Annotated in this window: 24 protein-coding genes and 1 other RNA gene; 13 read left to right on the top strand and 12 right to left on the bottom strand. The window is 62.2% G+C overall.

What is annotated here, in order from left to right:
• Positions 1 to 10: 10 nt before the first annotated feature.
• Complete coding sequence (locus tag NLI84_RS03480; protein ID WP_284699783.1) at positions 11 to 451, top strand: type IV pilin protein; 441 nt, start codon at positions 11 to 13, stop codon at positions 449 to 451.
• Between the two features lie 29 nt (positions 452 to 480).
• Here the strand turns inward: NLI84_RS03480 and NLI84_RS03475 are convergent, their stop codons facing one another.
• Positions 481 to 1059 (bottom strand): hypothetical protein, encoded by a 579-nt coding sequence (locus NLI84_RS03475; RefSeq protein ID WP_255988200.1) that lies wholly within the window; start codon positions 1057 to 1059, stop codon positions 481 to 483.
• A gap of 590 nt (positions 1060 to 1649) precedes the next feature.
• On the opposite strand from NLI84_RS03475, the gene ylqF reads away from it, so the two are divergent.
• The 8 genes from ylqF (at position 1650) to ptsG (ending at position 9183) form a co-directional block, all read left to right on the top strand.
• Positions 1650 to 2549: a ribosome biogenesis GTPase YlqF gene (gene ylqF / locus NLI84_RS03470; RefSeq protein WP_255988198.1), complete on the top strand. Its 900-nt coding sequence runs from the start codon at positions 1650 to 1652 to the stop codon at positions 2547 to 2549.
• Complete coding sequence (locus tag NLI84_RS03465) at positions 2546 to 3406, top strand: helical backbone metal receptor (RefSeq protein WP_255988196.1); 861 nt, start codon at positions 2546 to 2548, stop codon at positions 3404 to 3406. Before ylqF ends, NLI84_RS03465 begins: the two co-directional genes overlap by 4 nt.
• A gap of 29 nt (positions 3407 to 3435) precedes the next feature.
• The gene (locus tag NLI84_RS03460; protein WP_255988195.1) at positions 3436 to 3645 is read left to right on the top strand and encodes a hypothetical protein; all 210 of its coding nucleotides are present in this window, start codon (positions 3436 to 3438) and stop codon (positions 3643 to 3645) included.
• A complete protein-coding gene (locus tag NLI84_RS03455; RefSeq protein ID WP_255988194.1) occupies positions 3642 to 3947 on the top strand; it encodes a cell division protein ZapA in 306 nt (101 codons plus the stop codon). The genes NLI84_RS03460 and NLI84_RS03455 overlap by 4 nt, the downstream gene beginning before the upstream one ends.
• 23 nt (positions 3948 to 3970) lie before the next feature.
• A non-coding RNA gene (gene ssrS, locus NLI84_RS03450) (6S RNA) lies at positions 3971 to 4155 on the top strand.
• 8 nt (positions 4156 to 4163) lie between these two features.
• Positions 4164 to 4766: a 5-formyltetrahydrofolate cyclo-ligase gene (locus tag NLI84_RS03445; protein WP_255988193.1), complete on the top strand. Its 603-nt coding sequence runs from the start codon at positions 4164 to 4166 to the stop codon at positions 4764 to 4766.
• Positions 4767 to 4938: 172 nt separating this feature from the next.
• Positions 4939 to 7464, top strand: coding sequence for a phosphoenolpyruvate--protein phosphotransferase (ptsP, locus tag NLI84_RS03440; RefSeq protein WP_255988192.1), 2526 nt, complete (start codon positions 4939 to 4941; stop codon positions 7462 to 7464).
• Positions 7465 to 7728: 264 nt separating this feature from the next.
• The gene (gene ptsG, locus NLI84_RS03435) at positions 7729 to 9183 is read left to right on the top strand and encodes a PTS glucose transporter subunit IIBC (RefSeq protein WP_255988191.1); all 1455 of its coding nucleotides are present in this window, start codon (positions 7729 to 7731) and stop codon (positions 9181 to 9183) included.
• Positions 9184 to 9233: 50 nt separating this feature from the next.
• On the opposite strand, the gene NLI84_RS03430 is transcribed toward ptsG, so the two are convergent.
• The 8 genes from NLI84_RS03430 to NLI84_RS03395 all read right to left on the bottom strand — a co-directional run bounded on the left by NLI84_RS03430 (position 9234) and on the right by NLI84_RS03395 (position 17180).
• A complete protein-coding gene (locus NLI84_RS03430; RefSeq protein WP_255988190.1) occupies positions 9234 to 10355 on the bottom strand; it encodes an AAA family ATPase in 1122 nt (373 codons plus the stop codon).
• Positions 10352 to 10966, bottom strand: coding sequence for a nicotinamide riboside transporter PnuC (gene pnuC, locus NLI84_RS03425; RefSeq protein ID WP_255988189.1), 615 nt, complete (start codon positions 10964 to 10966; stop codon positions 10352 to 10354). The genes NLI84_RS03430 and pnuC overlap by 4 nt, the downstream gene beginning before the upstream one ends.
• An 81-nt stretch (positions 10967 to 11047) precedes the next feature.
• Positions 11048 to 11458, bottom strand: a complete 411-nt coding sequence (locus tag NLI84_RS03420) for a hypothetical protein (protein WP_255988188.1) — start codon at positions 11456 to 11458, stop codon at positions 11048 to 11050.
• An 82-nt stretch (positions 11459 to 11540) separates the two neighbouring features.
• Positions 11541 to 12575 carry a bifunctional nicotinamide-nucleotide adenylyltransferase/Nudix hydroxylase gene (locus tag NLI84_RS03415; protein ID WP_255988187.1) on the bottom strand — a complete coding sequence of 345 codons (1035 nt, stop codon included), beginning with the start codon at positions 12573 to 12575 and terminating at the stop codon, positions 11541 to 11543.
• Positions 12576 to 12587: 12 nt separating this feature from the next.
• Positions 12588 to 14291, bottom strand: a complete 1704-nt coding sequence (locus tag NLI84_RS03410; protein WP_255988186.1) for an NAD+ synthase — start codon at positions 14289 to 14291, stop codon at positions 12588 to 12590.
• A gap of 100 nt (positions 14292 to 14391) precedes the next feature.
• Positions 14392 to 14931 carry a hypothetical protein gene (locus tag NLI84_RS03405; RefSeq protein ID WP_255988185.1) on the bottom strand — a complete coding sequence of 180 codons (540 nt, stop codon included), beginning with the start codon at positions 14929 to 14931 and terminating at the stop codon, positions 14392 to 14394.
• Positions 14932 to 15040: 109 nt separating this feature from the next.
• On the bottom strand, positions 15041 to 16243 hold the full coding sequence (pncB, locus tag NLI84_RS03400; RefSeq protein ID WP_255988184.1) for a nicotinate phosphoribosyltransferase: 1203 nt from the start codon (positions 16241 to 16243) through the stop codon (positions 15041 to 15043).
• 82 nt (positions 16244 to 16325) lie between these two features.
• The gene (locus NLI84_RS03395; protein WP_255988183.1) at positions 16326 to 17180 is read right to left on the bottom strand and encodes a cysteine hydrolase family protein; all 855 of its coding nucleotides are present in this window, start codon (positions 17178 to 17180) and stop codon (positions 16326 to 16328) included.
• 185 nt (positions 17181 to 17365) lie between these two features.
• On the opposite strand from NLI84_RS03395, the gene NLI84_RS03390 reads away from it, so the two are divergent.
• The 3 genes from NLI84_RS03390 to NLI84_RS03380 all read left to right on the top strand — a co-directional run bounded on the left by NLI84_RS03390 (position 17366) and on the right by NLI84_RS03380 (position 20087).
• Positions 17366 to 18025, top strand: a complete 660-nt coding sequence (locus tag NLI84_RS03390) for an NUDIX hydrolase (RefSeq protein WP_255988182.1) — start codon at positions 17366 to 17368, stop codon at positions 18023 to 18025.
• A 111-nt stretch (positions 18026 to 18136) separates the two neighbouring features.
• Positions 18137 to 18934, top strand: a complete 798-nt coding sequence (locus NLI84_RS03385) for a hypothetical protein (RefSeq protein ID WP_255988181.1) — start codon at positions 18137 to 18139, stop codon at positions 18932 to 18934.
• A 274-nt stretch (positions 18935 to 19208) separates the two neighbouring features.
• On the top strand, positions 19209 to 20087 hold the full coding sequence (locus NLI84_RS03380) for a DMT family transporter (RefSeq protein ID WP_255988180.1): 879 nt from the start codon (positions 19209 to 19211) through the stop codon (positions 20085 to 20087).
• 328 nt (positions 20088 to 20415) lie between these two features.
• On the opposite strand, the gene NLI84_RS03375 is transcribed toward NLI84_RS03380, so the two are convergent.
• Entirely contained in the window at positions 20416 to 22104 is a 1689-nt protein-coding gene (locus NLI84_RS03375; RefSeq protein ID WP_255988178.1) for an AmpG family muropeptide MFS transporter, read from the bottom strand.
• 146 nt (positions 22105 to 22250) lie between these two features.
• On the opposite strand from NLI84_RS03375, the gene glpK reads away from it, so the two are divergent.
• On the top strand, positions 22251 to 23756 hold the full coding sequence (gene glpK / locus NLI84_RS03370; protein WP_255988177.1) for a glycerol kinase GlpK: 1506 nt from the start codon (positions 22251 to 22253) through the stop codon (positions 23754 to 23756).
• Positions 23757 to 23787: 31 nt separating this feature from the next.
• Here glpK and NLI84_RS03365 read toward each other — a convergent pair whose 3' ends face one another.
• Both NLI84_RS03365 and NLI84_RS03360 read right to left on the bottom strand, forming a co-directional pair.
• Positions 23788 to 24054: a hypothetical protein gene (locus tag NLI84_RS03365; protein WP_255988176.1), complete on the bottom strand. Its 267-nt coding sequence runs from the start codon at positions 24052 to 24054 to the stop codon at positions 23788 to 23790.
• 7 nt (positions 24055 to 24061) lie between these two features.
• Positions 24062 to 24835 (bottom strand): exodeoxyribonuclease III, encoded by a 774-nt coding sequence (locus NLI84_RS03360; RefSeq protein WP_255988174.1) that lies wholly within the window; start codon positions 24833 to 24835, stop codon positions 24062 to 24064.
• Positions 24836 to 24968 lie beyond the last annotated feature (133 nt).

Raw genomic sequence — 24968 nt, 5'->3', positions numbered from 1 at the left:
GGCAAATCAAATGAAAAGCCACGGATTCACGCTGATCGAGTTGATGCTTGTCGTTGCGATCATGGGTATCTTGATAGCAATAGCGATGCCTTCCTATACGGAATATATATATAAGGTAAGGAAGGGTGATGCTCAGACAGTATTACTGCAGAATGCTCAAATTCTGGAACGCAGGTATACGGTAAAGAACAGCTATCAAGAAACGAGTACAGATACCTGCCCCAGAGCCGCGCCTATTGCAAAAGCGCCCCTCGATGGGACAACAAAGTACTACGACATCACCATTCACGCATGCGATGCGGAAAGTTTTACTTTGCGGGCAAGCCCCATTGGATCCCAACAACGGTATGGCGCAAACAAGGATTATCTGACGCTTGCGAACACGGGGTTAAGGGAGTGGGATAAGGACCATGATGGTGCTATAGGTACTACAGAGAAATCATGGAAATAAAGAAAACCCCGGGAAACCGGGGTTTTTTATTAATTTCCAAATTTGAGTATTTGTACGCTTTCGACTGCCCCGCCATTTATTTTGGCTGGGATAAAATAGGTTTCGTATATTTCTTTTACTATTCGCTTTGTTTCATTTTCATCAAGCTGGCTATTCAGTACGTTAATATTCTTTACTATACCTAAATCATCTATGTTGATTTCCAGCTCAAGTAATACGCCTTCAGTAACGTGATCTCCTACCTGAAATTGCAGTTTTAAAGGTTGAAATGGAATTGCTGGTTCTTCTTTTACTTCCGCTTCAACAACGGGGGTGTTTTGTTTCAGCATCCATTCAGGAAATTCCCGCCAAGCATATTGGTTTTCTGGTAGATGATTGCTAGCTAGATGTTCTTTTCCAGAGAAGGAATATTCTTCCTTAATGCCTGTCTCGACTTTGGTTTCGGCTTGCAGTAGAACGCTAAGTTCTTGTTTATGAAAGTATTTTTTTTGCGTGCTTGCTGCTGGTCCAAGTAACGTTAGAAATAAAACTAGATGAAAGCTGATAGACCAACTTCCCGCTATATACAAATTTCTTTGCTGCGATTTTTCATGATTTAACAGGCTCACGGGAAATGATCTCTCTTGGTGCTTTCTTGTCTAGCCCCGCTACCCAACTGGATAAATAGCAGCTGCTGCCAGATAAATAGAAACGGCCATTAAAATCGATAGGACTTTGTGTACTTTCGGTTGTCATATTGAATGAATAATGACGAGTTTTTTCGTAGCTTGGTGAATCGGTTGCAGACGAAATGGTTCATTGATAAATCAATAGTGAACATGAATCGGTTCTTCTAAGGTATCAAATATTACAACAACATGCAGTTATTCATTAAGGCTGCATCATGTTGTCTGCGTTTTTGATCCACGTACAAACTAACAATATTGGAATAGAAAGAGATAACAACAGATAATAAGGGCGCCAAATTCTGTGGATAAGCTGGATTTCACTGCATATTCAACCACTTAAGAAGCATTTAGCTTGTTGCTATCCTGGCTTGCTGTCCTGTGGATAGTTTGGTGAGCATTTGAGAGCAGGTGTGAACAGACGGCTTATCCACAAGCAGTTTGATGCTATCCACAAAAACGAGTGTGTGTAAGTCGTCCTTGGCCCGCTCGGCTATACTGCCAAGCCGTACCTACCGAGTTATAGGCCCGCTATGGCCATCCAGTGGTTCCCCGGTCACATGAACGCCGCCCGCAAGCAGGTGGCGGAGACCATGGCCAAGGTCGATGTGGTGATCGAGATTGTCGACGCGCGTCTGCCGTGGTCCAGTACCAACCCGATGATCGAGCAGCTGCGTCGGCAACGGCAGCGACCAGCGCTCAAGATCCTGAACAAGTCGGACCTCGCGGATCCCGTGCTCAACCAGGCGTGGCTTGCCTGGTTCCGGTCGCAGCCAGCCACGTCGGCTATCCTGATGGGCGATGAAGGCAAGGCGGCACAGGTGAAGAAGTTGCCGCAGCTTTGCCTGGAGCTGGCACCGTATCGCACTGGCATGGAAAAGCCGCTACGCGCCATGATCATGGGCATCCCCAATGTCGGTAAGTCCACCCTGGTCAACGCGCTGATGGGCCGCAAGATCGCCAACGTTGCCGATACTCCGGGGGTGACCAAATCGCAACAGCGGGTGGAAACGGTGGGTGGCACCATCTTCTACGACACGCCAGGCCTGATGTGGCCCAAGATCGCGGTGGAAGATTGCGGTTACCGCATTGCCCTGGGCGGCTCCATCGGTCGCAACGCCTACAACGAAGAAGACGTGGCGTTGTTCGCGATCGAAACCCTGGTACAGCGCTACCCGGAGCTGCTGCAGGCGCGCTACAAGCTCGATGTGCTTGATGTGCCGCCGGAGCAGTTGCTGGAGCAGATCGGCCGCAAGCGGGGCGCGGTAATGGGAGGCGGACGCATCGATATGCAAAAGACTGCCGAGCTGGTCCTTACCGATTTTCGCAATGGCACGCTGGGCCGGATTACGCTGGAAACACCGGCTGATATCGTTGCCGCCCCTCAGGAAAACCAGCTGATCGAGCCGCAGCAGGACGACGACGCGCCGTGAAGCTCGCGGTATGCCTGCTGGTGCTGTGTCTGAGCACCATGGCATCAGCGGTTTCGGTGCGCGATGATGCCGGAGCGACGATCGTGCTGGCTCAGAGCGCGCGACGGGTGATTACGCTGACGCCACATGCCACGGAGCTGGTTGCGGCGATTGCGCCACAAGCGCTGGTGGCCGTGGACAAGTTCAGCGACTACCCGGCTCTGGTCACGCGCTTGCCGCGTATAGGCGATTACGCGGCGCTCAACACCGAAGCCATTGTTGCGCTCAAGCCTGATCTCGTGATCAGCTGGGAAGGCGAGGCCAATGATGCGGCCACGCGGCGATTGCGCGAACTGGGCATCGTCGTGTTCAACAGCAGGCCGGATTCCGTGGAAGCCATCGCCAGCAATCTGGAACGACTGGCAACGCTGCTGGGCGAGCCACAGCGAGGCCAAGCGCTTGCACGGGAACAGCGTGCGCAGCTTGCGGCGCTGCGGGCGCAATACACCAAGGCACGCTCGGTGCGCGTGTTCCTGCAGCTGGGTGAGCGCCCGATGTACACGGTTTCGGATCGCGCCTTCCTCGGGCGATCGCTCAAGGATTGCGGCGCGCACAATCTGTATGGCGCTGATGCCGCGACAGTGCCGATCGCCAGCCTGGAGGCCGTACTGCAATTCCAGCCCGAGGTCATACTTGTCAACGGGCCAGCTGAGCTGCTCCAGGGGTGGCAGCGCTTTGGCAAGCTGTCTGCCGTGGCGTCGCGACGCGTGTTTCGCTTGCACGGCGATGCCCTGGTACGCCCCGGGCCGCGTTTCGTTGGCGCGATGGCGCAACTGTGCCGCTGGGTCGATTCGGCGCGGGCCGGCAAATTGCCTTAGAATCGGCAAGGCGACAACGGAGATCGTTCATGGATGCCGAACTCGAAAGCCTAGCCGACAAGATCGGGCACCTGGTCAAGCTGTGCGCGCGGCTGAAAGCGGAAAACCACGGCCTGCGGCAACAGGTACTGGCGCTGGAGCAGAACAACCAGCAGCTTTCCGCCAAGGTTGCCGGCACCAAGACCCGTGTCGCAGCCATCCTGGCCAAGTTGCCCGAGGACGAGGAGGACGAAGCATGAGCGAGATCAAGCAGCTCGATGTCTCCATCATGGGCCGGGAGTTCCGCGTGGCCTGCCCGCTGGAAGAAGAAGAAACGCTGCTGCAGGCCGTGAACATGCTTGACGCCAAAATGCACGAGATCCGCGAGGGCGGTAAGGTGATCGGTATCGAGAAGATCGCCATCATGGCGGCGCTCAACATCGCCCACGAATATCTGCACATGGACGCAGGCGGTTTTGACATCGGAGCCTATCGGCGTAGAATCGAGGCCATGAATGCAACGCTCGATGCGGCGCTGCAGGATCAGGGGCAATTATTCTGATCAGCACGCATCGCGCTACGATTGCTTTCCTGCGGTGTTTGTCCGGTCCATAAATTCCTTGAACCGATAAGTACAGCATCAGTTGCCAGCACAAACTGCTTCCTGTTGCGCGCGTTCCCTGGTTGAACGTACCTGATGGCGGCGAGTTGGTAACGACTTGAGCCCTTGGGTTCAGGATGCTGGACCGGACGGCACTCGCGGGAAGCCCCTTCTGCCTTGACCCAGCCCCACTCCTCCACTGAAAAAACAGCGCTGCGACGCGAACTGCGGGCGCGGCGCGCCGTTTTATCCGCCGACCAGCACCAAATTGCCGCGCTGGCCATCGCACGCCGCGTTGCCGGCTTGCGTTTGGTCAAGCCTGCCCGGCGCATTGCCGCCTATATTGCGACCGGCAGCGAGCTCTCCGCATGGCCGGTGTTACTGCAGGCGTTGCAGCGGGGCAGCAGGGTTTATCTGCCACGTGTACCGCGTCGTGGCAGACGTCTCGATTTCGTCCGCCTCGATCACGCAGCGCAATGGCGAATGGGCGCTTACGGCATCCCCGAGGCCAGCCATGCCGAAGTGATCACGGCACGCGAGCTCGACGTGGTGTTCGTGCCGCTGCTGGGTTTCGACGATGCACTGGCGCGGTTGGGCCAAGGTGGAGGCTACTACGACAGCACCTTTCAGTTTCGGCGCGCCAGACGGCACTGGCGTCGCCCACTTTTGGTCGGGATCGCATTCGATGAACAGCGCGTCGATCGCCTGCCGGTGGAGCGCTGGGATCTGCGGCTCGACCTGATCGTGACGCCGACCAAGGTGTATCGGGCGAGCCACTGAATTTCCGCTTGCTCATCGGATAGCACTCAATCCGACTTACGTCAAAGCTTGTCCGGTTTATCATGACAAGCAGGAAAATTTCACAGCTCGGTGCTCAAGCTCCCTCTACACTGATCGGCAAATGCTGATGTAGTGCTACCCAATTCGTAATACACGTTTTCGAGGTCTGTTTATGTCTAACCAGCGCATTGAACTGCTTGCCCCGCTCACGGGCCTGATCGTCCCGATTGATACCGTGCCGGACCCCGTGTTTGCGCAGAGAATGGTCGGGGATGGGATCTCGATCGATCCGACCTCCAATGTGCTGGTCGCGCCTGCCAACGGCCGGGTCACGCAGCTGCATGCTTCCCGCCATGCGATCACGCTGACCACGGCGGAAGGCGTGGAGGTGCTGCTGCATATCGGTCTCGATACCGTGCTGCTCAAGGGTGAAGGCTTCAAGGCGCTGGTGAAGGAAGGCGACAGCGTGCGGACCGGCCAGCCGCTGATCGAGTTCAATTCCGAACTCATCACGAAGGCGGGCAAGAGCGTCCTCACCGAAATGGTGATCGCCAACGGCGAGAAGATTGCCGCCTACCTGCCTGCCAGCGGTTTTGCCCGCGCGGGGCTCACCGTGGCGCTGACGCTGGAACTGGCCGGTAGCGCCGCTGCGCCGACTGCGACTAGCGGCGATGTCGCGCTGTCCGACCCGATCAAGGTGCCCAATGCCACTGGCTTGCATGCGCGGCCGGCAGCGGCACTGGCCAATGCGGCCAAGGCCTACAAGAGCGATGTAAAACTGGTACGGGGCAACGACGAAGGCAATGCCAAATCGGTCGTCGGCATCATGGGCCTGGAAGTGAAACATGGCGACGAGATCCGCGTGAAAGCCACGGGCTCGGACGGCCAGTCCGCGATCAAGGTGTTGGCCGAGCTGATCCGCTCCGGCTGTGGCGAGGACTGCGGCCCAGGCGTGCCGCCACCGGCGCCCAAGCCGGTGATGAAGCCGGCTGCGAAGAAGCCGCATTCGACCGATCCCAATGTGCTCGCCGGTGTGTCGGCGTCGCCTGGCCTTGCAGTCGGGCAGATCTTCCAGGTGAAGCAGGATGTGATCGAGGTGCGCGAGCAGGGTGACAATGCCCAGGTCGAGCGCCGCCGGCTGGATGACGCGCTCAAGGAAGCGCGCCAGCAGCTTGAGGTGCTCAAATCCGAGATCGAGGACGAATCCAAGGCCGAGATCTTTGCCGCCCACCAGGAACTGCTGGCCGATCCGGATCTGCTGGATATCGCGATTTCCAGCATCAGCAACGGCAAGAGCGCCGGTTTTGCCTGGCGCTCCGCCTTCACCATCTATGCCGACAAGCTCGCCAAGCTGCAGAACGAAGTGCTGGCCGGCCGCGCCAATGACATCCGCGACGTGGGTCGCCGCGTGCTGCGGCTCTTGGCTGGAGTGAAGGAAGCCGAGCTCGTCGTACCGGAAAACGCCATCCTGATCGCCGAGGAGCTGACGCCGTCCGACACGGCCAGCCTCGATCGCACCAAGGTGCTGGGCTTTGCCACTACCGGCGGCGGTGCCACCAGCCACGTCGCCATCCTGGCGCGTTCGCTCAATATCCCTGCGATCTGCGGTATCGAGGACGCCGTATTGCAGCTGGCCAACGGCACGCCGGTGATTCTCGATGGCACCAAGGGCACGTTGCGCAAGAACCCGAGCGAGGCCGAGATCACGCGGATTCGGGAAAAGCAGGTCACGCAGGCCAAGAAGCGCGCAGAGGAACTGACCACCGCGATGCAACCGGCCATCATGCGTGACGGTACCCGTGTGGAAGTGGTCGCCAATATTGGTAGCCTCGACGAGGCAAAACAGGGGGTCGAGCTCGGCGGTGAAGGCGTGGGCCTGTTGCGCAGCGAGTTCCTCTACCTCGAACGCACTGATGCGCCGAGCGAAGCGGAACAGACGCAGATCTACAGCGATATCGCCAAGGCGCTTGGCACGGAACGCACGCTGGTGATCCGCACGCTGGACGTCGGCGGCGACAAGCCCTTGCCCTACCTGCCGATGCCGCCTGAGGAAAACCCTTTCCTTGGCGTGCGCGGCATCCGGCTGTGCCTGGCCGCGCCGGAGATCATGCGCACCCAGGTTCGCGCCATTCTGCGCGCGGCACCCTACTCCAAGCTGCACATCATGTTCCCGATGATTGCGTCGCTGGAGGAAGTGCGCGAGACCAAGGCCATCATCGCCGAAGAAAAGGCTGCACTGGGTGTTACTGCGGACGTGAAGATCGGCATCATGGTCGAGGTGCCATCCACTGCGGTGATGAGCGAGGTGTTTGCTCGCGAGGTCGATTTCTTCTCGATCGGCACCAACGATCTGACCCAGTACACATTGGCCATGGATCGCGGTCACCCCAAGCTTGCCAAGCAGGCCGATGCATTGCATCCGGGCGTGCTGCGCCTGATCGCGATGACGGTGAAGGGTGCCCATACCCACGGTAAATGGGTGGGCGTGTGTGGCGGCATCGCTTCCGATCCGCAGGCGGTACCGGTGTTGCTGGGGATCGGCGTCGATGAGCTATCGGTCAGCGTGCCTGCCATTCCGGCGATCAAGGCGCTGGTGCGCACGCTCAACAAGGCCGATTGCGTGAAGCTGGCCAACGAAGTATTGCAAATGGGGACTGCGGCCGAAGTGCGCGCCAAGCTGGCCAAGCTCGTCGACTGACCTGTCCCATACATCCACCCAACGCCATCGGCCATGCCGATGGCGTTTGCACATCTGCACATCTATAACGCGTACAGGACCGTCGCGTGCATTTCATGGTGCAGACCAAAAACCGTAAGCTGAATCGATTTTGCTTGCTAGCCAAAACGACCTTGATCCAGCGCAAACGAATCCCGCCCAGCTAGTACGAACACCTAATAGAGACTTGTAACCCGCGCGCGGAATATCCGCTTCAATCCAATTCAATGCGATGGGAGTCTGATCATGTTCAAACAAGCCTTTGCGGTGCTGCAGAAAATCGGCAAGGCGTTGATGCTGCCGGTGGCCGTGCTGCCGGTGGCCGGTTTGCTGCTCGGTATTGGTGCATCCAACTTTTCCTTCATACCGGCCGCGGTATCGCAGGTGATGGCGCAGAGCGGTGGCGCCATCTTCGGCAACCTGCCGATTATCTTCGCCGTTGGCGTTGCTCTTGGTTTGACCGAGAACGACGGCGTGGCCGCAATCGCGGCGGTGGTCGGCTTTGTCGTGATGATTGCCACCCTTGGGGTAATGGCTGGGGTATGGGGTATCGAGCCTGCCACCGTGATGGGCATGAAGTCGATGGAGACCGGTGTGTTCGGCGGCATCATCATCGGTGGCGTGGCGGCGACCCTGTTCAACCGCTACTACCGAATCTCGCTGCCGCCGTATCTGGGCTTCTTTGCCGGCAAGCGCTTCGTACCTATCGTCACCGGCGTGGCGGCGATCTTCGTCGGCGTGGCATTGTCCATCGTCTGGCCGCCTATCCAGGGAGGTATTGAGCAGTTCTCGCACTGGGCCGCTTATAGCAGCCCGCGCACGGCAGCTACCGTTTATGGTTTCGTCGAGCGCTTGCTGATCCCCTTCGGCCTGCATCACATCTGGAACGTGCCGTTCTTCTTCGAGATGGGCAGCTTCACCGACGCGGCTGGCAAGGTGGTACGCGGCGACATCAACCGCTTCTTCGCCGGTGACCCCACGGCCGGCGTGCTGTCCGGTGCTTTCCTCTTCAAGATGTTCGGCCTGCCTGCCGCCGCTATCGCGATTTGGCACAGTGCCAAGCCTGAAAATCGGGTGAAGGTGGGCGGTATCATGATCTCGGCCGCGCTCACTTCCTTCCTCACCGGCATCACCGAGCCGATCGAGTTTTCCTTCCTGTTCGTCGCCCCGGTGCTGTACGTGATCCACGCCGTGCTCGCCGCATCGACCCAGTTCTTGGCCAACACGCTCGATATGCACATGGGCTTCACCTTCTCGCAGGGCGGTATCGATTTCCTGCTGTTCAATGCCTTTGGCAAGAACGCGCAGAACTGGTGGCTGGTGCTGATCCTGGGCCCGATCTACGCGGTGATCTACTACGGTGTGTTCCGCTTCGCCATCGCCAAGCTCAACCTCAAGACCCCTGGCCGCGAGGACGACGAAGCTGGCATGATTGAAGCCGAGCTTGCCAGCAGCGTGGGCGACGATCGCACTCGCGAGCTGGTGGCCGCCTTCGGTGGTGGTGACAATATCCAGAGCCTGGATGCCTGCATCACGCGCTTGCGTATCGCGGTGGCTGATATCGACAAGGTCGATCAGGCCAAGCTCAAGGCGCTGGGTGCCGCTGGTGTGATGGTGGTCGGTAACGGCGTGCAGGCAGTGTTCGGTACGCTGTCGGAAAACATGAAGACCGACATCGCCAAGCACCTGGGCCGTCATTGAACGGAACTTGGCTGACAAAGGGGCGCTGCGGCGCCCCTTTTTGTTGGTCATCACGCTATGGCGCGCTGTTCCAGCGGCAGGGCGAAACCTGCGTGTCGTTGCCAAGCCGTATCGACGGCAGTCAGGGCCTTGGCTAATCGCAGCTCACGACTGCCTGAGAGCCGCAACCATGGCACCGGCTGCATAGCCAGCACGTCGACAAAGCGCTGCGTCATCCACGGTCGCAGCGTTTCACCGTCGCGCAGGCCGTCGTCCTCGAACGGCACGTCGGCGTGGTCCGTCAGCAGGTAGAGCTGGCGTGGTGGCATGGCGGCGGCGATCGCCTCGACGCCTTGATGGCGCAGCCCGCGATAGCGCTCGTGCCAGATGCGGGTGGCCAGCGCGTCGGTATCGCATACGAGCACCGGCCCGCCCTCGCGGGCCGCTGCGTTTTCACGTCGGGTCTGTTCCATCGCGATCAGCGTGAAATCGTCTGCCTGCCAGTGCACGTCCTGCGGCCGTGCGGCGGGATCGCGGGCGCGTGCCAGTGCCATCAGGTTCTGGCTGTACTCGCGGCCGTACTCCGCCACCCAGCGCGTCGCCGCCCAGGCGCCGCCACGCGTCTGCAGTGCCGTGGCGAGATCGCGCGCCAGCGTGGTGGTGCCGGTCGATTCGGCGCCGACCACCGTCACCCGCATCGCGAGCCCGGCGCGCACCGGCGCCGGCAGCTGCCACCAGTGCGTGGCGAGGTCGGTGCGTACCGCCGTGCCCGACACCGGATGCAACGCCCGCTGCGGATCGAGGCAGACCGAGGCTGCACCAAAGTGCCGCGCCAGCTCGCCGCCGTAGTTTTCCGAGGTGAACACCGCATCGACGGCGATACCGGCCGCTGCACTCTCATCCACAGCCGCGCGCATGATGGCGACGTGCGCGTCCCAGATCGCCGGGTCGTGATAATCGATGGGGATGTCATCGAGCGCGCCGACCACGCAAACGTGAGGCAGGTCGACGAGACATTCGCGCAGCCAGGCCACCCGGTCGGCAATCGAGATCGATTCGACCGACGCGCCCAGCACCGCCACCGTCACCTGCCGGCAATGGTGGGCGGCGGTGCGCATCAAATAGAGGTGGCCCAGGTGCGGCGGGTAGAACTTGCCGATCACCAGGCCATGCTGGAATTGAACGCGGTTCACGCCGTCGCCCCGGCCGGCCTGTTCCAGGCGAACCAGCCACGGATGCACAGCAGCAGGAACACCGTGTAGAGGATGGCGATCAGCGGCAGGCCGCGGCTGAAGTAAAGCGGAATTGACACCACGTCGACCGCGATCCACCACAGCCAGCTGTCGCGGCGGCGCTGGTTCAGCAGCCACTGTGCGCACAGGCTCAGCGCGGTGATCAGCGCATCCATCAGCGGCGCGCTGCCCTTGGCCCACAGCATCAGCTGCCATAGCAGCAGCGTGACTAGGGCGGCCGAAAGTGCCAGCAGCAGCCATTCGCGCCCGCTGGAGCGGAATACCGGTAGATGAGCGGCATCGCTGCCATGCCGCAGCCAAGCACGCCAGCCGATCAGGCCCATGGTGATGAACACGATCTGCAGTCCGGCATCGGAGAACAGCCGCAGTTCGACGTACACCAGGCCCAGGATCACGCAATTGACGATGCCGAGCGGGAAGTTGGCGATGTGAGAGCGCGTGGTCAGCCACACGCAGACGAGGCCGGTGGCGAGGCCGGCGAGATCGCCGATCGAGAGTGGCATGCCGAGCACGGTGGCAACGGGTGCTATCAATGGGGCGAGCAGTGACATGGTGGGTTCTGTTGACGGTTGATTGAAGGCGACGCGACGCGGTTGCCGCGTGCGCTAGTTGGGGTGGCTTGTTGGGGTTAGTTAGAGATCGATCGCTTTTCCTGTGCGTATATCCACCGGTGGCCAGGCAGCGACATGGTGAAATATGAACGCTGTGCTTTCCGGCAAGGCACTCGCAGCCGCTTGCAGAACACGAATCATGCGTTTGTCGCCTTCATCCAGTGCATCGGGCCAGTCTGGATACATGCTTTCCAGTGCGATGATGAAGGTTGAACTGCCTCCTTCATTAACGATGTCTGCCAAAAATCCCCAGTTCCTGGTTGCGGCGACTTCGCGCATCGCATCTTTGAAACGCTTGCCCTGGTGGATATTCCAGGCCCAAAGATTCAAATAAGGCCTGCTCCCAGTGGTGTCGACAACGGCTTCCACGAGATCAACGTGCCGATGCGCTGCAGTGAATACTCGTACCGCGCCCTCAATATCAGTTTTCATATCAGCGTTGCGTTTGGCAGCGAGGCCCAGGGTAGCAATGGGGCGAAACTGCCCAGCGCCCGTGGGGCTGCGTAATAGTTAATCAAATCCCGACCGCGCCGGCAGTCAGACCAAGAAAATGGTCGAGGATATGGAAGTGATCCTCGAAAAAGCGGTCTTCCATGGCCGCGAGCTCAGTGATGGGTACCCACCGCGCGGCGGCGGCATCGTCGCTACCGGCCACTTTGGGCAGGCGTTCCATTGCGATGGCGAAGTGGTGGGCGTGGGTGATGGTGCGGCCGCGCAGGCTGCGATCGGGGTGGTCGAACACCGCCACACCGCGCAGTGCGGCTTCCAGCGTGCTGTCGAGCAGCGCCAGGCCCGTTTCCTCGCGCAGCTCGCGGATCGCGCCCTGTAGCAGCCGTTCGCGGCCATCGAGAAAGCCACCCGGCAGCGCCCACAATCCTTGCCCCGGCGCGTGCTTGCGCTCGATGAGCAGCACATGGTCGGCGATCTCGACCACCGCATCGACGGTGACGAAGGGGCCGCCGCCCCAGCGCTTGCGATTTTCGATCAGCGCCGCGTGCTCGGCGCGCAGCGGCGCAAACGCCGGCAACGTGCGCCAGCCCTGCAGGTAGCCGGCGATGGCAGGTGGTACCAGCGTGGCGAGCAGCGCGTCGGCGGCAGCGTCGTCGTCCACACCGAAATAGATCTGCCGCAGGCTGGTGGCATCGAGCTCGCCCTGGGCCGGCAGCGGCAGCAGCGTCCAGCCGGGGAAGCGCTGCAGGTAGTAGCTCGATGCATCCTTGGCGTGGCCGACCAGCGCGACGCGGCGTGGCGGTGTGTCTCCGTCGACCGCCTTGCGTACCGCCGCAGTCCAGCGGCCATCATCGTAGTAATCGCGCACCGGCGCGTAGCGCACCCGCGCCGTATCGGCTTCGTTCAGTGTGGCGGACAACATCGCGGCGCGTTCCTGCCAGCTGAACGGGTTCTTGGCATCGCGCGCGCGATGGGCGGAACCTACCACCACCACTACTTGCGGCGCACGGCGCAGCGCTTCTGCCAGCAGCGCGGCATGGCCCAGGTGGAAGGGTTGGAAGCGGCCGATCAGCACCGCGCAATCGAAATCGTGGCTCATGGCTAATCCCAATCAGAACAGGTGGCGGGCGGCGATGGGCATCTGTCGGCCACTGCCGAAGGCGCGGGCGCGTAGCCGCAGGATGGGTGGCGCCTGGCGCCGCTTGTATTCGTTGCGGGCAATCATGCCGCGCAGGCGCGCCACCAGAGTCTGGCCCTCCGCGCTGGCAGTCAGTCGCGCGTACTCGGCCTCGACCTTTGCTCTCTCGTCCTGCCCCAGTCGCTGCCCTTCAACCAGTACCTTGAGCAGTGCATCGAGCACCGGATAGGGCGGCAGGCTGTCGGTGTCGCGCTGGCCGGGTGCCAGCTCGGCGGACGGTTCCTTGTCGAGGATGGGCGCCGGGATCAGCTCGCGGCCGGCGGCTTCGTTCAGGTGGCGGCTCAGCGCGTAGACCTCCGTCTTGTACAAGTCGCCGATCAGCCCCAGCCCGCCATTGGTGTCGCCATACAGCGTGCAATAGCCGACCGAGATCTCGCTCTTGTTGCCGGTGGTGAGCAGCAGGTGGCCGTAGCTGTTCGAGTATTCCATCAGCACCGTGCCGCGCACGCGCGCCTGCAGGTTCTCCAGCGGCAGACCGGCCAGCGGCGCGCCAAACGCCGTGGCGAAGCCGACGGCATAGGCATCGACCATGTCGCGGATCGGGTGCTCGATCAGCTGCACGCCCAGGTTGCGGCACAGCGTGACCGAATCGTCGACGCTGCCGGCACTGGAAAAGCGCGACGGCATGGTGATGGCGGTGACGTTGTCGGCGCCGAGCGCCTCGGCCGCCAGCGCCAGCGTCAGCGCGCTGTCGATGCCGCCGGAGCAGCCAACCACGGCACGCAAAAAACCGCAGCGCCGCGCGTAGTCGCGCAGGCCCAGCACGATCTGCTGGCGGTAGAACGCCATCACCGGCAGTCCTGCCGGGTCGACCGCGGGCAGCGCAGCGCCGTCGGCGGTGGCGAAGCGCGTGCCGTCGAAGCCCAGCGTGCAGGTGTCCTCGGCAAAGCGCTCCGCCTCGAATACCACGCCGCCCTGCGGGGTGACGGCGAACGATGCACCATCGAACACCAGCTGGTCCTGGCCGCCGACCTGGTTCACATAGAGCAGCGGCAGATCGTGGCGCCGGCTGGCGGCGGCGAACAGCTGGTGGCGCTGCTCGCGCTTGCCGATGTTGGAGGGGCTGGCGTTGATCGACACCACCAGATCCGGTGCGGCCTCAGCCAGCCGTTGGAATGGGTTCACCGCATAGTCGCGGCCATCGTCGTTCCAGCCATCCTCGCAGATCAGAAAGCCGATGCGCCACGGCCCGATGCGCAGCACCCGGTTGGCATCCGGTCCCGGCTCGAAGTGGCGGTGCTCGTCGAAGATGTTGTAGGTGGGCAGCAGCTGCTTGGCGTACTGCAGACGCACGGCCCCGTCGGCGATCACCAGCAGGCTGTTCGAGAGCGGTTTGCCCGGCCCCTCGCGCCGGGTCGGCGCGCCGATCACCCAGTTGAGCCCTGGTGTGGCGCGGCTGGCGGCGAGCAGCTCGGCCAGTGCCGCATCAATGGCGGCGAGAAAGGCCGGCTCGTCGAGCAGGTCGCCCGGGTAATAACCGGTGAGCGACAGCTCGGGAAACACCACCAGCTCGGCACCCTCGCGCTGCGCCGTTTCGGCCGCGGCGCGCATCAGCTTGAGGTTGCCGGCGAAGTCGCCGACGGTGGGATTGATCTGGGCTACGGTGATGCGCAGCATGGTGGTCCTCAGGAATGCTTTGGATCTAGTGTCGGATGGCTATGCGGATATTTATCTTTTGTTATTGGCACATCGATTTTTGCCCCTCTAGCCTTGCGGACTACACGTAAATCGCAGCGCCAACATGATGAAATTTAACCCCTGGATTTGGCAATACGCATAACTGCGCTTTCATTTTCTCAGTAACAAAAATTTGTGACTTGTTAGAGCCGGCCAAAACGAAAATATCCGGAATTTTGTCTTTTTTAACAAAAAGAGCCTGAACATAAAATATATCGCTATTCGGACCTGATCTCATGACGACAGAGTGTTCTTCATCAAATTCGAAAACTTCTGCTAGTACATTCGCCAAGAACCATCGCTTCGCTTTGACCAAAATGGGGAGAAGTTCGACTTCAGTACCCAGATCGAGAAATTTCGTATGATTCTCTTGAATAGCAAATGTCGAACTGCATGTTGCGAGAGACTCAGGCACCAAACCTTTTTCGTAAAACTCGAAGCCTGGGTCGACCCAGCTTTCTCGATACCTTCTGTGTCCTATAGCAGCTAGGGTGCTATATGAGCCTCCGGGTCGGAGTAACAACAAGCGATGAGCGTTGCTGGGCCGAATGCAATAAATATTCTCCGCTAGAGTTTTCATAAACTCGTTTCCCGATTGTTAAATTCCGGGCATCAAATTCTGCTTGAACATTGCAGTAGCAACTCGCATGGCATGATTGCAAACGAAATTGCTATCTGTAGCTGTATATTCAACTCGCCGTGTGATTAAACACCTGCCGCAAATACGCCAGGAAAGTCTGGTCCTCACACAGCGTCTTGCCCGGCGCATCGGAGAGCTTGGCTACCGGCTGGCCGTTACAGTGGGTGAGCTTCATCACGATGTTCAGCGCCTTGAGAGGCGTGTCGTTGGTGAAATTGGTGCCGATGCCGAAACTGGTCTGGATGCGGCCGCGGAAATGGCGGTACAGCGCCAGCGCCTTGTCGATGTCGAGCCCGTCGGAGAACACCAGCCGTTTCATCCGCGCATCGATGCGCAGCGCGTCGTAGTGGGCGATGGCTTTTTCGCCCCAGGCCGTGGGATCGCCCGAATCGTGCCGCAGACCGTCGAACAGCTTGGCGAAGTAGAGATCGAAATCGGCGAGGAAGGCATCCATGCCGACCACATCCGTCAGCGCGATGCCCAGATCACCGCGGTATTCCTGCACCCAGCCTTCCAGCGCGGATTTCTGAAAATCGCGCAGCCGCGAGCCGAAGGCCTGGTAGGCCTGCAGGTATTCGTGCGCCATGGTGCCGATCGGCGTGATGCCGTAGCGCTTGGCGAGGTAGACGTTGGAGGTGCCGCGCACGAACTGCGGCACTTCGCGCGTCAGCGTTTCCAGCACCTCGTCGTGCCACTCGGCCGAATAGCGGCGGCGCAGACCGAAATCGAAGGCGATGAAGGGGAAATCCCCGCCGTCCGCGAGCTCCGGCGCGGCGGCCTTGAGCGTGGCGATCTTGGCGGCAAGGCGCTGCCGCGCTACGCCGAGCACCGCCTCAACATTGCCGAGGCGGCGAAAGTACAGCGTGTTGACGATGTAGAGCACGAAGATCTCGAAGCCCATCACGTGCACCAGCGGGCCGCGCGCGACGATCTGCAGCGTGTCGCCGGCTGTTTCCACCGAGACGAAATGGCGCTGGAAGCGGAACACGGTGAGGAAGTCGACGAAATCGCCCTTGATGAAGCGCAGGCCGCGCAGGTAGTCGAGCTCGTCCTGGGTGAACTGCATGGCGCACAGCGCATCGAGCTCGGCCTCTACCTCCGCCTTGAGCTCGGCCAGCGGAAAGGCCGGCGTATTGCGGCAGACGAAGGCGTACTCGGCCATGGCGCCGGGCTGGCGATGCAGCAGCGCCTGCCACATGGTGAACTTGTAGAGGTCGTTTTCCAGCAGGCTGCGCACGATGGGGGCGTTCATCTCGGTTCTCGATGCGTTCGTATGGTGTGGGTGGTGCAAGCCGTTGCAGCGCAGGCCGCGTGGCCGCCGCTGCAACGGGTCTTCAGGCGAGGCATTCTGCCGCGATCTGCTCGCTGGTGGCGAGCCGCGCGCCACGGGCCTGCATATCGGCGAGAAAATCACGGTACTGCGCCTCGAAGCCGGCGACGGCGCTCATGCAGTCGGTCAGCAGCGTCAGCCGCGCCGCACCATCGGGCAGGCGGGCCACCAGATGCTCGGTGGTCGCCTTTACGCAGTGGCTGCCAGCCTCACCGGCGACGATGATGTGCTCGGCGTCATTCAGTGCAGCCACCAGCGCGGCGTTCACTTGCGTGCTGTCGTCGTCGGCCAGCGGCACTTCGGCTTCGATGGCGCTGTAGTGCTCGGTCCACGGATTGGTGCCCTTCACCACCTTGGCCACGATCTTCAGCTCGCGCTCTTCCCAGCGGTTGTAGGCGGCGCGCAGGCTGTCGTGCACGGCGTAACCCCAGCTGCCGATTTCACAGTGCACCGGCCAGACCATGTGCACGTAGCGGCCCTTCGCTTCCAGTTCGCGCAGATAGCTCAGCGCGCGGGATGTGGCGGCCGGATCACGCGGCACGTAGCGGCCGGTTGCGACATCGTTTGCGCTGATCTGCGTGAACGGGGCGACGCCATCGCCGTCACCAGTGCACCAGAAGGTGGGGTGGGCGATGTCGAGCCGTTGGTGGGAATCGAGCGTGATGGTGATGGCGTCGAAGCTCGCGCCCGCTGTATCGATCAGCGCGGCAAGGCGCAGCATGTCGGCGTGGGCGCCGGCCACCGGCAGTGCCGGGGCCAGCTGTTCACCGTCGGCCAGTGGATTGGCCGGGCGGAAGGTGGTGGGCAGATCGCAGAAATCGTTCTGCGGGTCGATGATCAACAGGTGTTGCTTCAACATGGTGGCGCTCCGGCTGCGGGGTGATTCCAATGTAAACCACTTAGTTTATGTTTGCAACTAATTAAATGGCGCAGCAAAGCGGGTGCACGAAGTATGGATACCTACATTGGATCATGCCGTGCGGCGCTAGCCAAACAGTCTGCAATCAGTTAGTTTTAATTATGATCTAACTGGATGGGAATGGGATGAGCGAGGTGATCTGCACGGTCGACGTTGTGCTGTTGACGCTGCGTGACGATGCGCTGCAAGTGCTGCTGCACCGGCGCGAGCGCGAGCCCTTTGTCGGCACGCTGGCGCTGCCGGGCGGCTATGTGCACACCGACAGCGACCGCGATACCCGTGATGCCGCCTTGCGCGTGCTGCGCGACAAGCCGGGGGTGCACAGCCCCTATCTGGAGCAGCTTGGCACCTTCAGCGGCCCGGCGCGCGATCCCCGCGGCTGGTCGATCAGCGTGGTCTATTACGCGCTGGTGCCCGATACGCTGATTACCGAAGCGGCAGACGCGGTGCTCTGCTCGGTGGACGACCTGCGCGGCCTGCCGTTCGATCATGCGCAGATTGTTGCCGCTGCGTGCGAGCGCGTGCGCAACAAGAGCAGCTATTCATCGCTGCCGGTGCACCTGTGCCCGGCGCCGTTCACGCTGCCGCAGCTGCAGGTGGTCTATGAGGCGCTGCTGGGCGAACCGCTGAACAAGGTAAGCTTTCGCCGCAAGATGGACGAACTCGACGTGCTCGAAGCGATCCCCGGCGCGTTCTCCAGTGGCAACGCGCATCGGCCGGCGCAGCTCTACCAAGTGAAGCCCGCTTGGCGGCACGCGTTATCGTTGAGCGAGCGGGCGATCTGATCCAGCGGCGCTGACATGCAACAGATCCGTGCTTGTTATCGGTATCAGGCCCCGGCTATCCTCGGCCCTCTGCCGATGCGGCCCAGGCCGCAATGATCACAGGAGGCCTTGATGCAACATGCGGTACTAGCACTGATTGAGCGGCTTGACGCCGTCGAATTTGGCTCGGCGCAGGAAGACGAGATCAAGCAAGCGCTTTGGGTCCATCCCTTGTGGGCAACAGGGGCGGCGCAATCGCTGCCCGACGGCAAACTGGCGATCAGTTTTGCCGCGGTGACACTGGAAGGCCACGCTTTGCCAGTGGTGCCGGCCTATGCCAGTGCCGAGCTGGCGGCGGCCCAAGGTGAAACTGAGCCCGTGTTCGAAACCACGTTCAGCGCCTTGCTGCTCACCGCTAGCCAGCAGCATTTCGAGCTGGCCTTGATCGACGAGCATGGCATGACCGTCGTCGACAACACCTATCTGCTCAAAGTCCATGATTTGCTGACCATGCAGGCGGGCGACGCGCAAATCGACACGGCCCGTTATGCGGCGTTGCTGGCGCCGCTACGGGATTTCACCCGGGTGGCCTACGACTACTGCGCAAGTCAGGCGGACATCGAGCAGATGCACTTGGTTTACCTGCAGACCAGCAACAAGCCAGGCGAGCCGCTGATGATCCTGCGCAGCAAGCGCCATGCGGAACATGAACACGCGTTGGTGGCGTTGGCCAGGGAGTGCTTGCCGCCGGACGCGCGCTTCCAGGTGAGCGATGCGCTGGATTCCGATCCTACCGGGGTTGTTGCGGGCGTGCTCAAGACCGAGCCGGTTTACGATCGCAAACATCCCCGTGGCTGGTGGGCCAATTTCAAACGCCGTTGGCGCACGCCGCAAATCGGCGTCGTGATGATAGATCTGGCCACTGCATAGCGTGCCCATAGCGGGCGTAGATACCTCATTCATCTGTGCCCGATGACTGACCAGGTGCCACGCGCTGTCGTTGAGCGCGTGTGGCATCTAGCGACGTGGCTAGCCGGGTTGCGGGCGCTACGCGATACGGCATATCCCGGCTTCTGTTGCCACGTAAACCGGGCGATGCTGTTGCTGGCGGCCGCTGTCGCCGGCGTGCAAGTTGTGCAAGATCCGGGAAGCTTAGCGAGCGCCTGTCCGGCATGCTGATCCCGGCATATCCCACGGAATATCGATGAACGCCGCCTCCGCTCTGCGCCTGATCCTGCTCGCCGCCATCTGGGGCGCATCTTTTCTGTTCATGCGCGTATCGGTGCCGGCGCTGGGCCCGGTGATCCCGGCAGTAGGGCGCATCGTGATCGGCGCGGTGTTCCTCGCGCTGGTGGCCGTGTTGCTGGCGCGCACGCGGCTCAAACGCGAGCATTGGCGCCACTACGCGGTGCTTGGGCTGTTTAACACCGCCATTCCCTTCCTGCTCTATGGCCTGGCCGCGCGCTCGCTGACTGCGTCGATGATGTCGATCCTTAATGCCACAGCGCCGATCTGGGGCGCGCTGGTGGCCGCTGTCTGGCTGGGCGTGAAGCCGACACTCAAATCGGCATTCGGCTTGCTACTGGGCATAGTCGGGGTGACGGTACTGGTGGGCCTGGATGCCGCGATCAGCAAGCCCGGCACCGGCTGGGCCATCGTAGCTGTGCTCGGCGCTACGCTGTGCTACGCAACCGCCAGCAGCTACAGCAAGCGGCACGCCGCCGATGTGCCGCCATTCGCCGCTGCGCACGGCAGCATGTGGGCTTCCAGTCTCGCCATCCTGCCGCTGTTGGCCTGGCAGCCTGCGCCGGTGGTGCCAACGCCGCTGGCGGTACTGGCCGTGCTGGCGCTGGGCGTGTTCTGCACCGGCGTTGCCTACCTGTTGTACTTCCGCCTAGTGCAGGACATTGGCCCGGCGTCGGCGCTGACCGTGACCTTTTTGATCCCGGTGTTCGGCGTGTTGTGGGGCGTATTGCTGCTGGGCGAAACCGTTGGACACAACACGCTGGCCGGCGCCGCGCTGGTGTTGTTGGGCACGGCGCTGGCGACGGGGTTTGATCCGCGGCGGTTGTGGCGGAAGTAGCTTGGCCGTCTGGTGCTTGCAACGGGGCACGCCGAAATCATCCTCAGGCCTGAGCGCTGACCACCCTTACCCCTGTGCCAAGCGCCGAGGGAGTGGAGCGAGACCTGGACTCGCGACCGACCGAGGGTAGCCCGGAGGGCCGCAAGGCAGGGGGTCGCCTTTGGGGTGGAGGGGAATTTGGCGAGACAAATCCCCTTCTCCGGCTGCGGGCCGGAATCCCGCTAGCCTTTAGCTAAGCCGCAGGCGTTGTCCTGATGTTGTTCGCTCCATCGTCCGCCGGTGCCGCTGCCCGCGGATCGTGATCCAGCGCCCTGATCCCTGCTCGCCGTCAGCTTACGCGTGGCGTATCCAGCCATTCCACTTGCAGACGTAGCCGCCATAGCAGCAGCAAGCCAGGTACGCCGACCAGCATCGATAGCTCGAAGAAATGCGCCCAGCCCAGCGATTCGACCAGGTAGCCCGACGTCGGTCCGACGTAGACGCGCCCCACCGCCGATAGCGCCGACAGCAGCGCATAGTGGGTGGCACTGGCCTCGCGGTTGCACAGCGCCATCAGCAGTGATACCAGCGCCGCCGTGCCCATGCCGCCGGCCAGGTTTTCCAGTGTCATCGAGATACCCAGCAACACATCGAGGCTACCGTCCCAGCCCTTACCGGTCCGGAACACTTGCAGCACTTCATCGGGCAACGGCAGATGCACGCTGCCGAGCGCACCCTTGCCGTAGATGGCCAGCGCCCAGTAGCCGACGTTCGAGACGATCTGCAGTATGCCGAACGCCAGCAAGGAGCGGTACAGCCGCAGCCGCACCATCAGCAAGCCGCCGACGATGCCGCCGAAGATGGTCGCCACCATGCCTACGATCTTGTTGACCACACCAATCTCGCCCAGGCTGAAGCCCACGCCCTGCTGCAGGAAGGCCACGCTGAGCACGCCGGCAAAGGCGTCGCCCAGCTTGTAGAGCACGATCAGCAGCAGGAAAGCCCAGGCGTGTTCGCGGCGGAAGTACTGCTGCATCGGCGTGATCAAGAGCTCGAAGCGCGCCAGTTGCGCACCGTACAGCGCCAGCGGTACCGCAGCGCCGATCTCGGCCAGCACGAACAAGAGGCCGGTCCAGTTGTTCTGGCTGTCCGGAACGAAATCCGGCCAACCCGCCAGTTGGCCCAGTGCGACCAGGCCGCGCTGCGCCAGCATGTAGCCGAGCCACGCCCCGGCCAGCATGGCCAGAAAGCCGTTGAGGTGCCGCCATTCGCCAAATAGCCGCGAGCCGACCAGCGCATTGACCAGCAGCGCGGCGACCACGGCCGCCAGCGGCGCAAACGCCCCCTGCTGCTGCCACGCGGCGGTGATGGCCGCGGCGAGCAACAACAGTAGCGCGGCAATGAAGCGGGCAAATTCGCTGGCCGAATGACTGGCGTGGTAGGCGAGGCGAGGCGCGATCAGCTGCACGATTACGGCCAGCCCGAGCATCACCCCGCCCAGCATGGCATAGGTGCGGCCCCAACCCATGGCCTCCGCCATCAGGAAGGCCAGTCCGCCCGAGGTCAGCATGGCCAGCCGGTAGCCCAGCACGCCAACGGCGGCCGCCGCACCGCGCTCGTCGTCGTGGCTGACATCGACCCGGTAGGCATCGACTACCACATCCTGCGAGGCCGAGAAAAACGCCACCCCCAACGCGAACAGCGCAAAGGTGCCGGTGTGCACCCCGGGCTGCAGCCCCGCCATGGAGAGCAGCAACACCCCGAGTGCCAGCTGGGTAATCAGCAGCCAGCCCTTGCGCCGCCCCAGCCCCGGCAGCTCGAAGCGGTCCATCAGCGGGGCCCAGAGGAATTTGTAGGTATAGGGCATGCCGACCAGCGCCAAGAGGCCGATGGTCTTGAGATCGAGCCCGTCACTGGTCAGCCACGATTGCATCGCCTGGCCGGTCAGCGCCAGCGGTAGCCCGGAAGCGAAGCCAAGCAGCAGCACGGCTGCCATGCGGCGGTTGGTGAACACGGCGGTATAGGTGGCGAGCGACATGGCAAGGCCGGGCGAACTGGATGAGCGCGCAGTATCGCATGGCGTATCGCCGGATTCGGGCAAGGGCCCGCGATTGTGGCGAGCGTGCCGCAGGCCGCGGCGCTGGCGACGTTCTATCGTGAAGCGTCGCGCTCCAGGATCATCCCATGCCCGCAGCTCCCTACCTTCTCGCCATTGACCAGGGCACCACCAGCACGCGTTGCATCGTGTTCGATGCTGGCGGTCTGCCGGTGGCGCAGGCGCAGCGCGAGTTCGCCCAGCATTTTCGCCAGCCGGGCTGGGTGGAGCACGATGCGCACGAGATTTTCACCAGCGTGCTGGTGACGATGACCGAGGCGGTGAATCGGGCCGGCATCGATGCGGCTGACATCGCCGGCATCGGCATCGCTAACCAGCGTGAAACCACGGTGATCTGGGAGCGCGCGAGCGGCCGCGCCATCCATCCGGCCATAGTCTGGCAGTCACGGCAGAGCCAGGCGATCTGTGATGCGTTCAAGGCCGACGGCGCAGAACCGCTGGTGCGCGAGCGCACCGGCCTGCTGCTCGACCCCTATTTTTCGGCGAGCAAGATCCGCTGGCTGCTCGACAACGTGCAGGGTGCCCGCGTGCGGGCGATACGCGGCGAGCTGGCCTTTGGCACCATCGACAGCTGGCTGATCTGGCAGCTGTCCGGCGGCGCGGTGCATGTGACTGACGAGACCAACGCCGCGCGCACGCTGCTTTACGACATCCATCGCCGTTGCTGGGACGACGAGCTACTGCGCTTATTCGACATTCCGGCCGCGCTGTTGCCACGCGTGCAGCCCAGCAGCGCCGACCATGCCAGCACCTTGCCGCAATTCGGCTTCGGCCTGCGCTTGCCGATACGCGGCGCGGCCGGCGACCAGCAGGCAGCCCTGGTCGGGCAGGGTTGCTTTGCGCCAGGCATGGCCAAGAACACCTACGGCACCGGCTGCTTCATGCTGCTGCACACCGGTGCGGTGCCGGTGCTGTCCATGCATGGGCTGCTGACCACCGCGGCGTGCAGCTTCGATGGATCACCGCAATACGCGCTGGAGGGCAGCATCTTTGTCGCCGGTTCGGTGATCCAGTGGTTGCGCGATGGGTTGGGTCTGCTCGATACCGCCGCCGATTCGCTGGCGCTGGCGGCCAGCGTGCCGGACAACGGCGGTGTCTACGTGGTGCCGGCCTTCGTCGGGCTGGGGGCGCCGTATTGGCGCAGTGACGCGCGCGGCGCGGTGTTCGGTTTGACGCGCGGCAGTGGCAAGGCCCACCTCACGCGCGCCGCGCTCGAAGCGATCGCCTACCAGACCCGCGATGTCCTGGCGGCCATGCAGCTGGATGCAGGCATCGCGCTGACCGAGCTGCGCGCCGACGGCGGCGCCATCGCCAACGACTTTTTGGCGCAGTTCCAGAGCGATCTGCTCGGCGTGCCGTTGCTGCGGCCACGCGTCACCGAAACGACAGCGTTGGGCGCCGCCTACCTCGCAGGATTGGCGGCCGGGGTCTGGGATGCGCCGTCGGCGCTGGCCGGCCAGTGGCAGGAGGAACGGCGTTTCATGCCACAGATGGACGAGGTGCGCCGCGAGACGTTGTATGCGGGCTGGCAGCAGGCGGTACAGGCGACGCTGGGGTTTCGGCCGGTGGCTTAAGCGGATTCGCGAGAATTTCCGAACTGGCAGATCATGCGCGCGCCTTGCGCAACTGCCACCACGCAAACGTGAAGCACGCGAGGCCCAACAGCCCTTCGCCCAAGGCCCACAGCTGCCACACCTGGCCCGCGCCCAGCCAGGCATCGGCCAGCCGCGTGAGGTAGGCGCAAATATCGCCGGTCTGTGCGTTGCAGGTGTAGCGTATGCGCCAGTCCCAGAACGCCAGGCACAGGATGACGGCGCCCAGCAGGGCTGAAGGGATTGCTTTCTGGCGGGGCGTCAGGCCGAGGTCGTCCATGGCGTGCTCACAGCGGGTAGTCGTAATCGACGGTCAGCGGCGCGTGATCCGAATACTTCACGTCCTTGTAGACGGCCGCCGCCTGCGCGCGCGCGGCGAGGGCCGCAGAGGCCACGTGGTAGTCGATGCGCCAGCCCACGTCCTTGGCATAGGCCTGGCCGCGGTTGCTCCACCAGGTGTAGCCGGGGGCGTCCGGGTAGAGCGTGCGCCAGACATCGACCAGCTTGAGTTCGCTGAATACGCGGCCGATCCAGGCGCGCTCCTCGGGCAAAAAGCCCGAGTTCTTCATATTGCCCTTCCAGTTCTTCAGATCGATCTCGTTGTGCGCGATGTTCCAGTCGCCCAGTACCACCACATCGCGGCCACAGGCGGCAAGCTCGGCCAGGTGTGGCCAGAACGCGGCCATGAACTGGAACTTCACCTGCTGACGTTCCTCGCCGGACGAGCCCGAGGGCAGGTACAGCGAGATTACCGACAGATTGCCGAACTGCGCCTCAAGATAGCGGCCTTCCGCATCGAATTCGGGCAGGCCCAGCCCCTCGATGATGGCGTCGGGCTCGCGCCGGCAGTAGAGACCCACCCCGCTGTAGCCCTTTTTCTCGGCGTAGTGAAAGTAACCGTGGTAGCCGGCGGGCGCGCGCATGGCATCGGTCAGGTCGCCAGCCTGCGCCTTGAGCTCCTGCAGCCCGATCACGTCGGCGCCAGAAGTGGCGACCCAATCGAGAAAGCCCTTGTTGGTGGCGGAGCGGATACCGTTGAGGTTGGCGGAAACAATGCGCATTGAAAGCGTTCCTCTTGGAGCCTGTTGGTGTGGCCGTGTATCTGTGGGTCACTGACAAGAATCCGGCAAAGCCGGGTTCCCACCGGTGCTGAAGGGCACATAGCGGCGCCCTCCGTTTCGATTCCACTCCCCG

The sequence above is a fragment of the Chitinolyticbacter albus genome (assembly GCF_024437655.1).
Lineage (GTDB): Bacteria > Pseudomonadota > Gammaproteobacteria > Burkholderiales > Chitinibacteraceae > Chitinolyticbacter > Chitinolyticbacter albus.
This window is presented reverse-complemented; position numbering and strand designations above follow the sequence as displayed.

Excerpts from the sequence above, each read along its gene's own strand:
- NLI84_RS03480 (WP_284699783.1), top strand. The coding sequence starts at position 11 with ATGAAAAGCCACGGATTCACGCTGATCGAGTTGATGCTTGTCGTTGCG.
- ylqF (WP_255988198.1), top strand. The coding sequence starts at position 1,650 with ATGGCCATCCAGTGGTTCCCCGGTCACATGAACGCCGCCCGCAAGCAG.
- NLI84_RS03460 (WP_255988195.1), top strand. The coding sequence starts at position 3,436 with ATGGATGCCGAACTCGAAAGCCTAGCCGACAAGATCGGGCACCTGGTC.
- NLI84_RS03455 (WP_255988194.1), top strand. The coding sequence starts at position 3,642 with ATGAGCGAGATCAAGCAGCTCGATGTCTCCATCATGGGCCGGGAGTTC.
- ptsP (WP_255988192.1), top strand. The coding sequence starts at position 4,939 with ATGTCTAACCAGCGCATTGAACTGCTTGCCCCGCTCACGGGCCTGATC.
- ptsG (WP_255988191.1), top strand. The coding sequence starts at position 7,729 with ATGTTCAAACAAGCCTTTGCGGTGCTGCAGAAAATCGGCAAGGCGTTG.
- pnuC (WP_255988189.1), bottom strand. The coding sequence starts at position 10,966 with ATGTCACTGCTCGCCCCATTGATAGCACCCGTTGCCACCGTGCTCGGC.
- NLI84_RS03420 (WP_255988188.1), bottom strand. The coding sequence starts at position 11,458 with ATGAAAACTGATATTGAGGGCGCGGTACGAGTATTCACTGCAGCGCAT.
- NLI84_RS03415 (WP_255988187.1), bottom strand. The coding sequence starts at position 12,575 with ATGAGCCACGATTTCGATTGCGCGGTGCTGATCGGCCGCTTCCAACCC.
- NLI84_RS03410 (WP_255988186.1), bottom strand. The coding sequence starts at position 14,291 with ATGCTGCGCATCACCGTAGCCCAGATCAATCCCACCGTCGGCGACTTC.
- NLI84_RS03405 (WP_255988185.1), bottom strand. The coding sequence starts at position 14,931 with ATGAAAACTCTAGCGGAGAATATTTATTGCATTCGGCCCAGCAACGCT.
- pncB (WP_255988184.1), bottom strand. The coding sequence starts at position 16,243 with ATGAACGCCCCCATCGTGCGCAGCCTGCTGGAAAACGACCTCTACAAG.
- NLI84_RS03395 (WP_255988183.1), bottom strand. The coding sequence starts at position 17,180 with ATGTTGAAGCAACACCTGTTGATCATCGACCCGCAGAACGATTTCTGC.
- NLI84_RS03390 (WP_255988182.1), top strand. The coding sequence starts at position 17,366 with ATGAGCGAGGTGATCTGCACGGTCGACGTTGTGCTGTTGACGCTGCGT.
- NLI84_RS03385 (WP_255988181.1), top strand. The coding sequence starts at position 18,137 with ATGCAACATGCGGTACTAGCACTGATTGAGCGGCTTGACGCCGTCGAA.
- NLI84_RS03380 (WP_255988180.1), top strand. The coding sequence starts at position 19,209 with ATGAACGCCGCCTCCGCTCTGCGCCTGATCCTGCTCGCCGCCATCTGG.
- NLI84_RS03375 (WP_255988178.1), bottom strand. The coding sequence starts at position 22,104 with ATGTCGCTCGCCACCTATACCGCCGTGTTCACCAACCGCCGCATGGCA.
- glpK (WP_255988177.1), top strand. The coding sequence starts at position 22,251 with ATGCCCGCAGCTCCCTACCTTCTCGCCATTGACCAGGGCACCACCAGC.
- NLI84_RS03365 (WP_255988176.1), bottom strand. The coding sequence starts at position 24,054 with ATGGACGACCTCGGCCTGACGCCCCGCCAGAAAGCAATCCCTTCAGCC.
- NLI84_RS03360 (WP_255988174.1), bottom strand. The coding sequence starts at position 24,835 with ATGCGCATTGTTTCCGCCAACCTCAACGGTATCCGCTCCGCCACCAAC.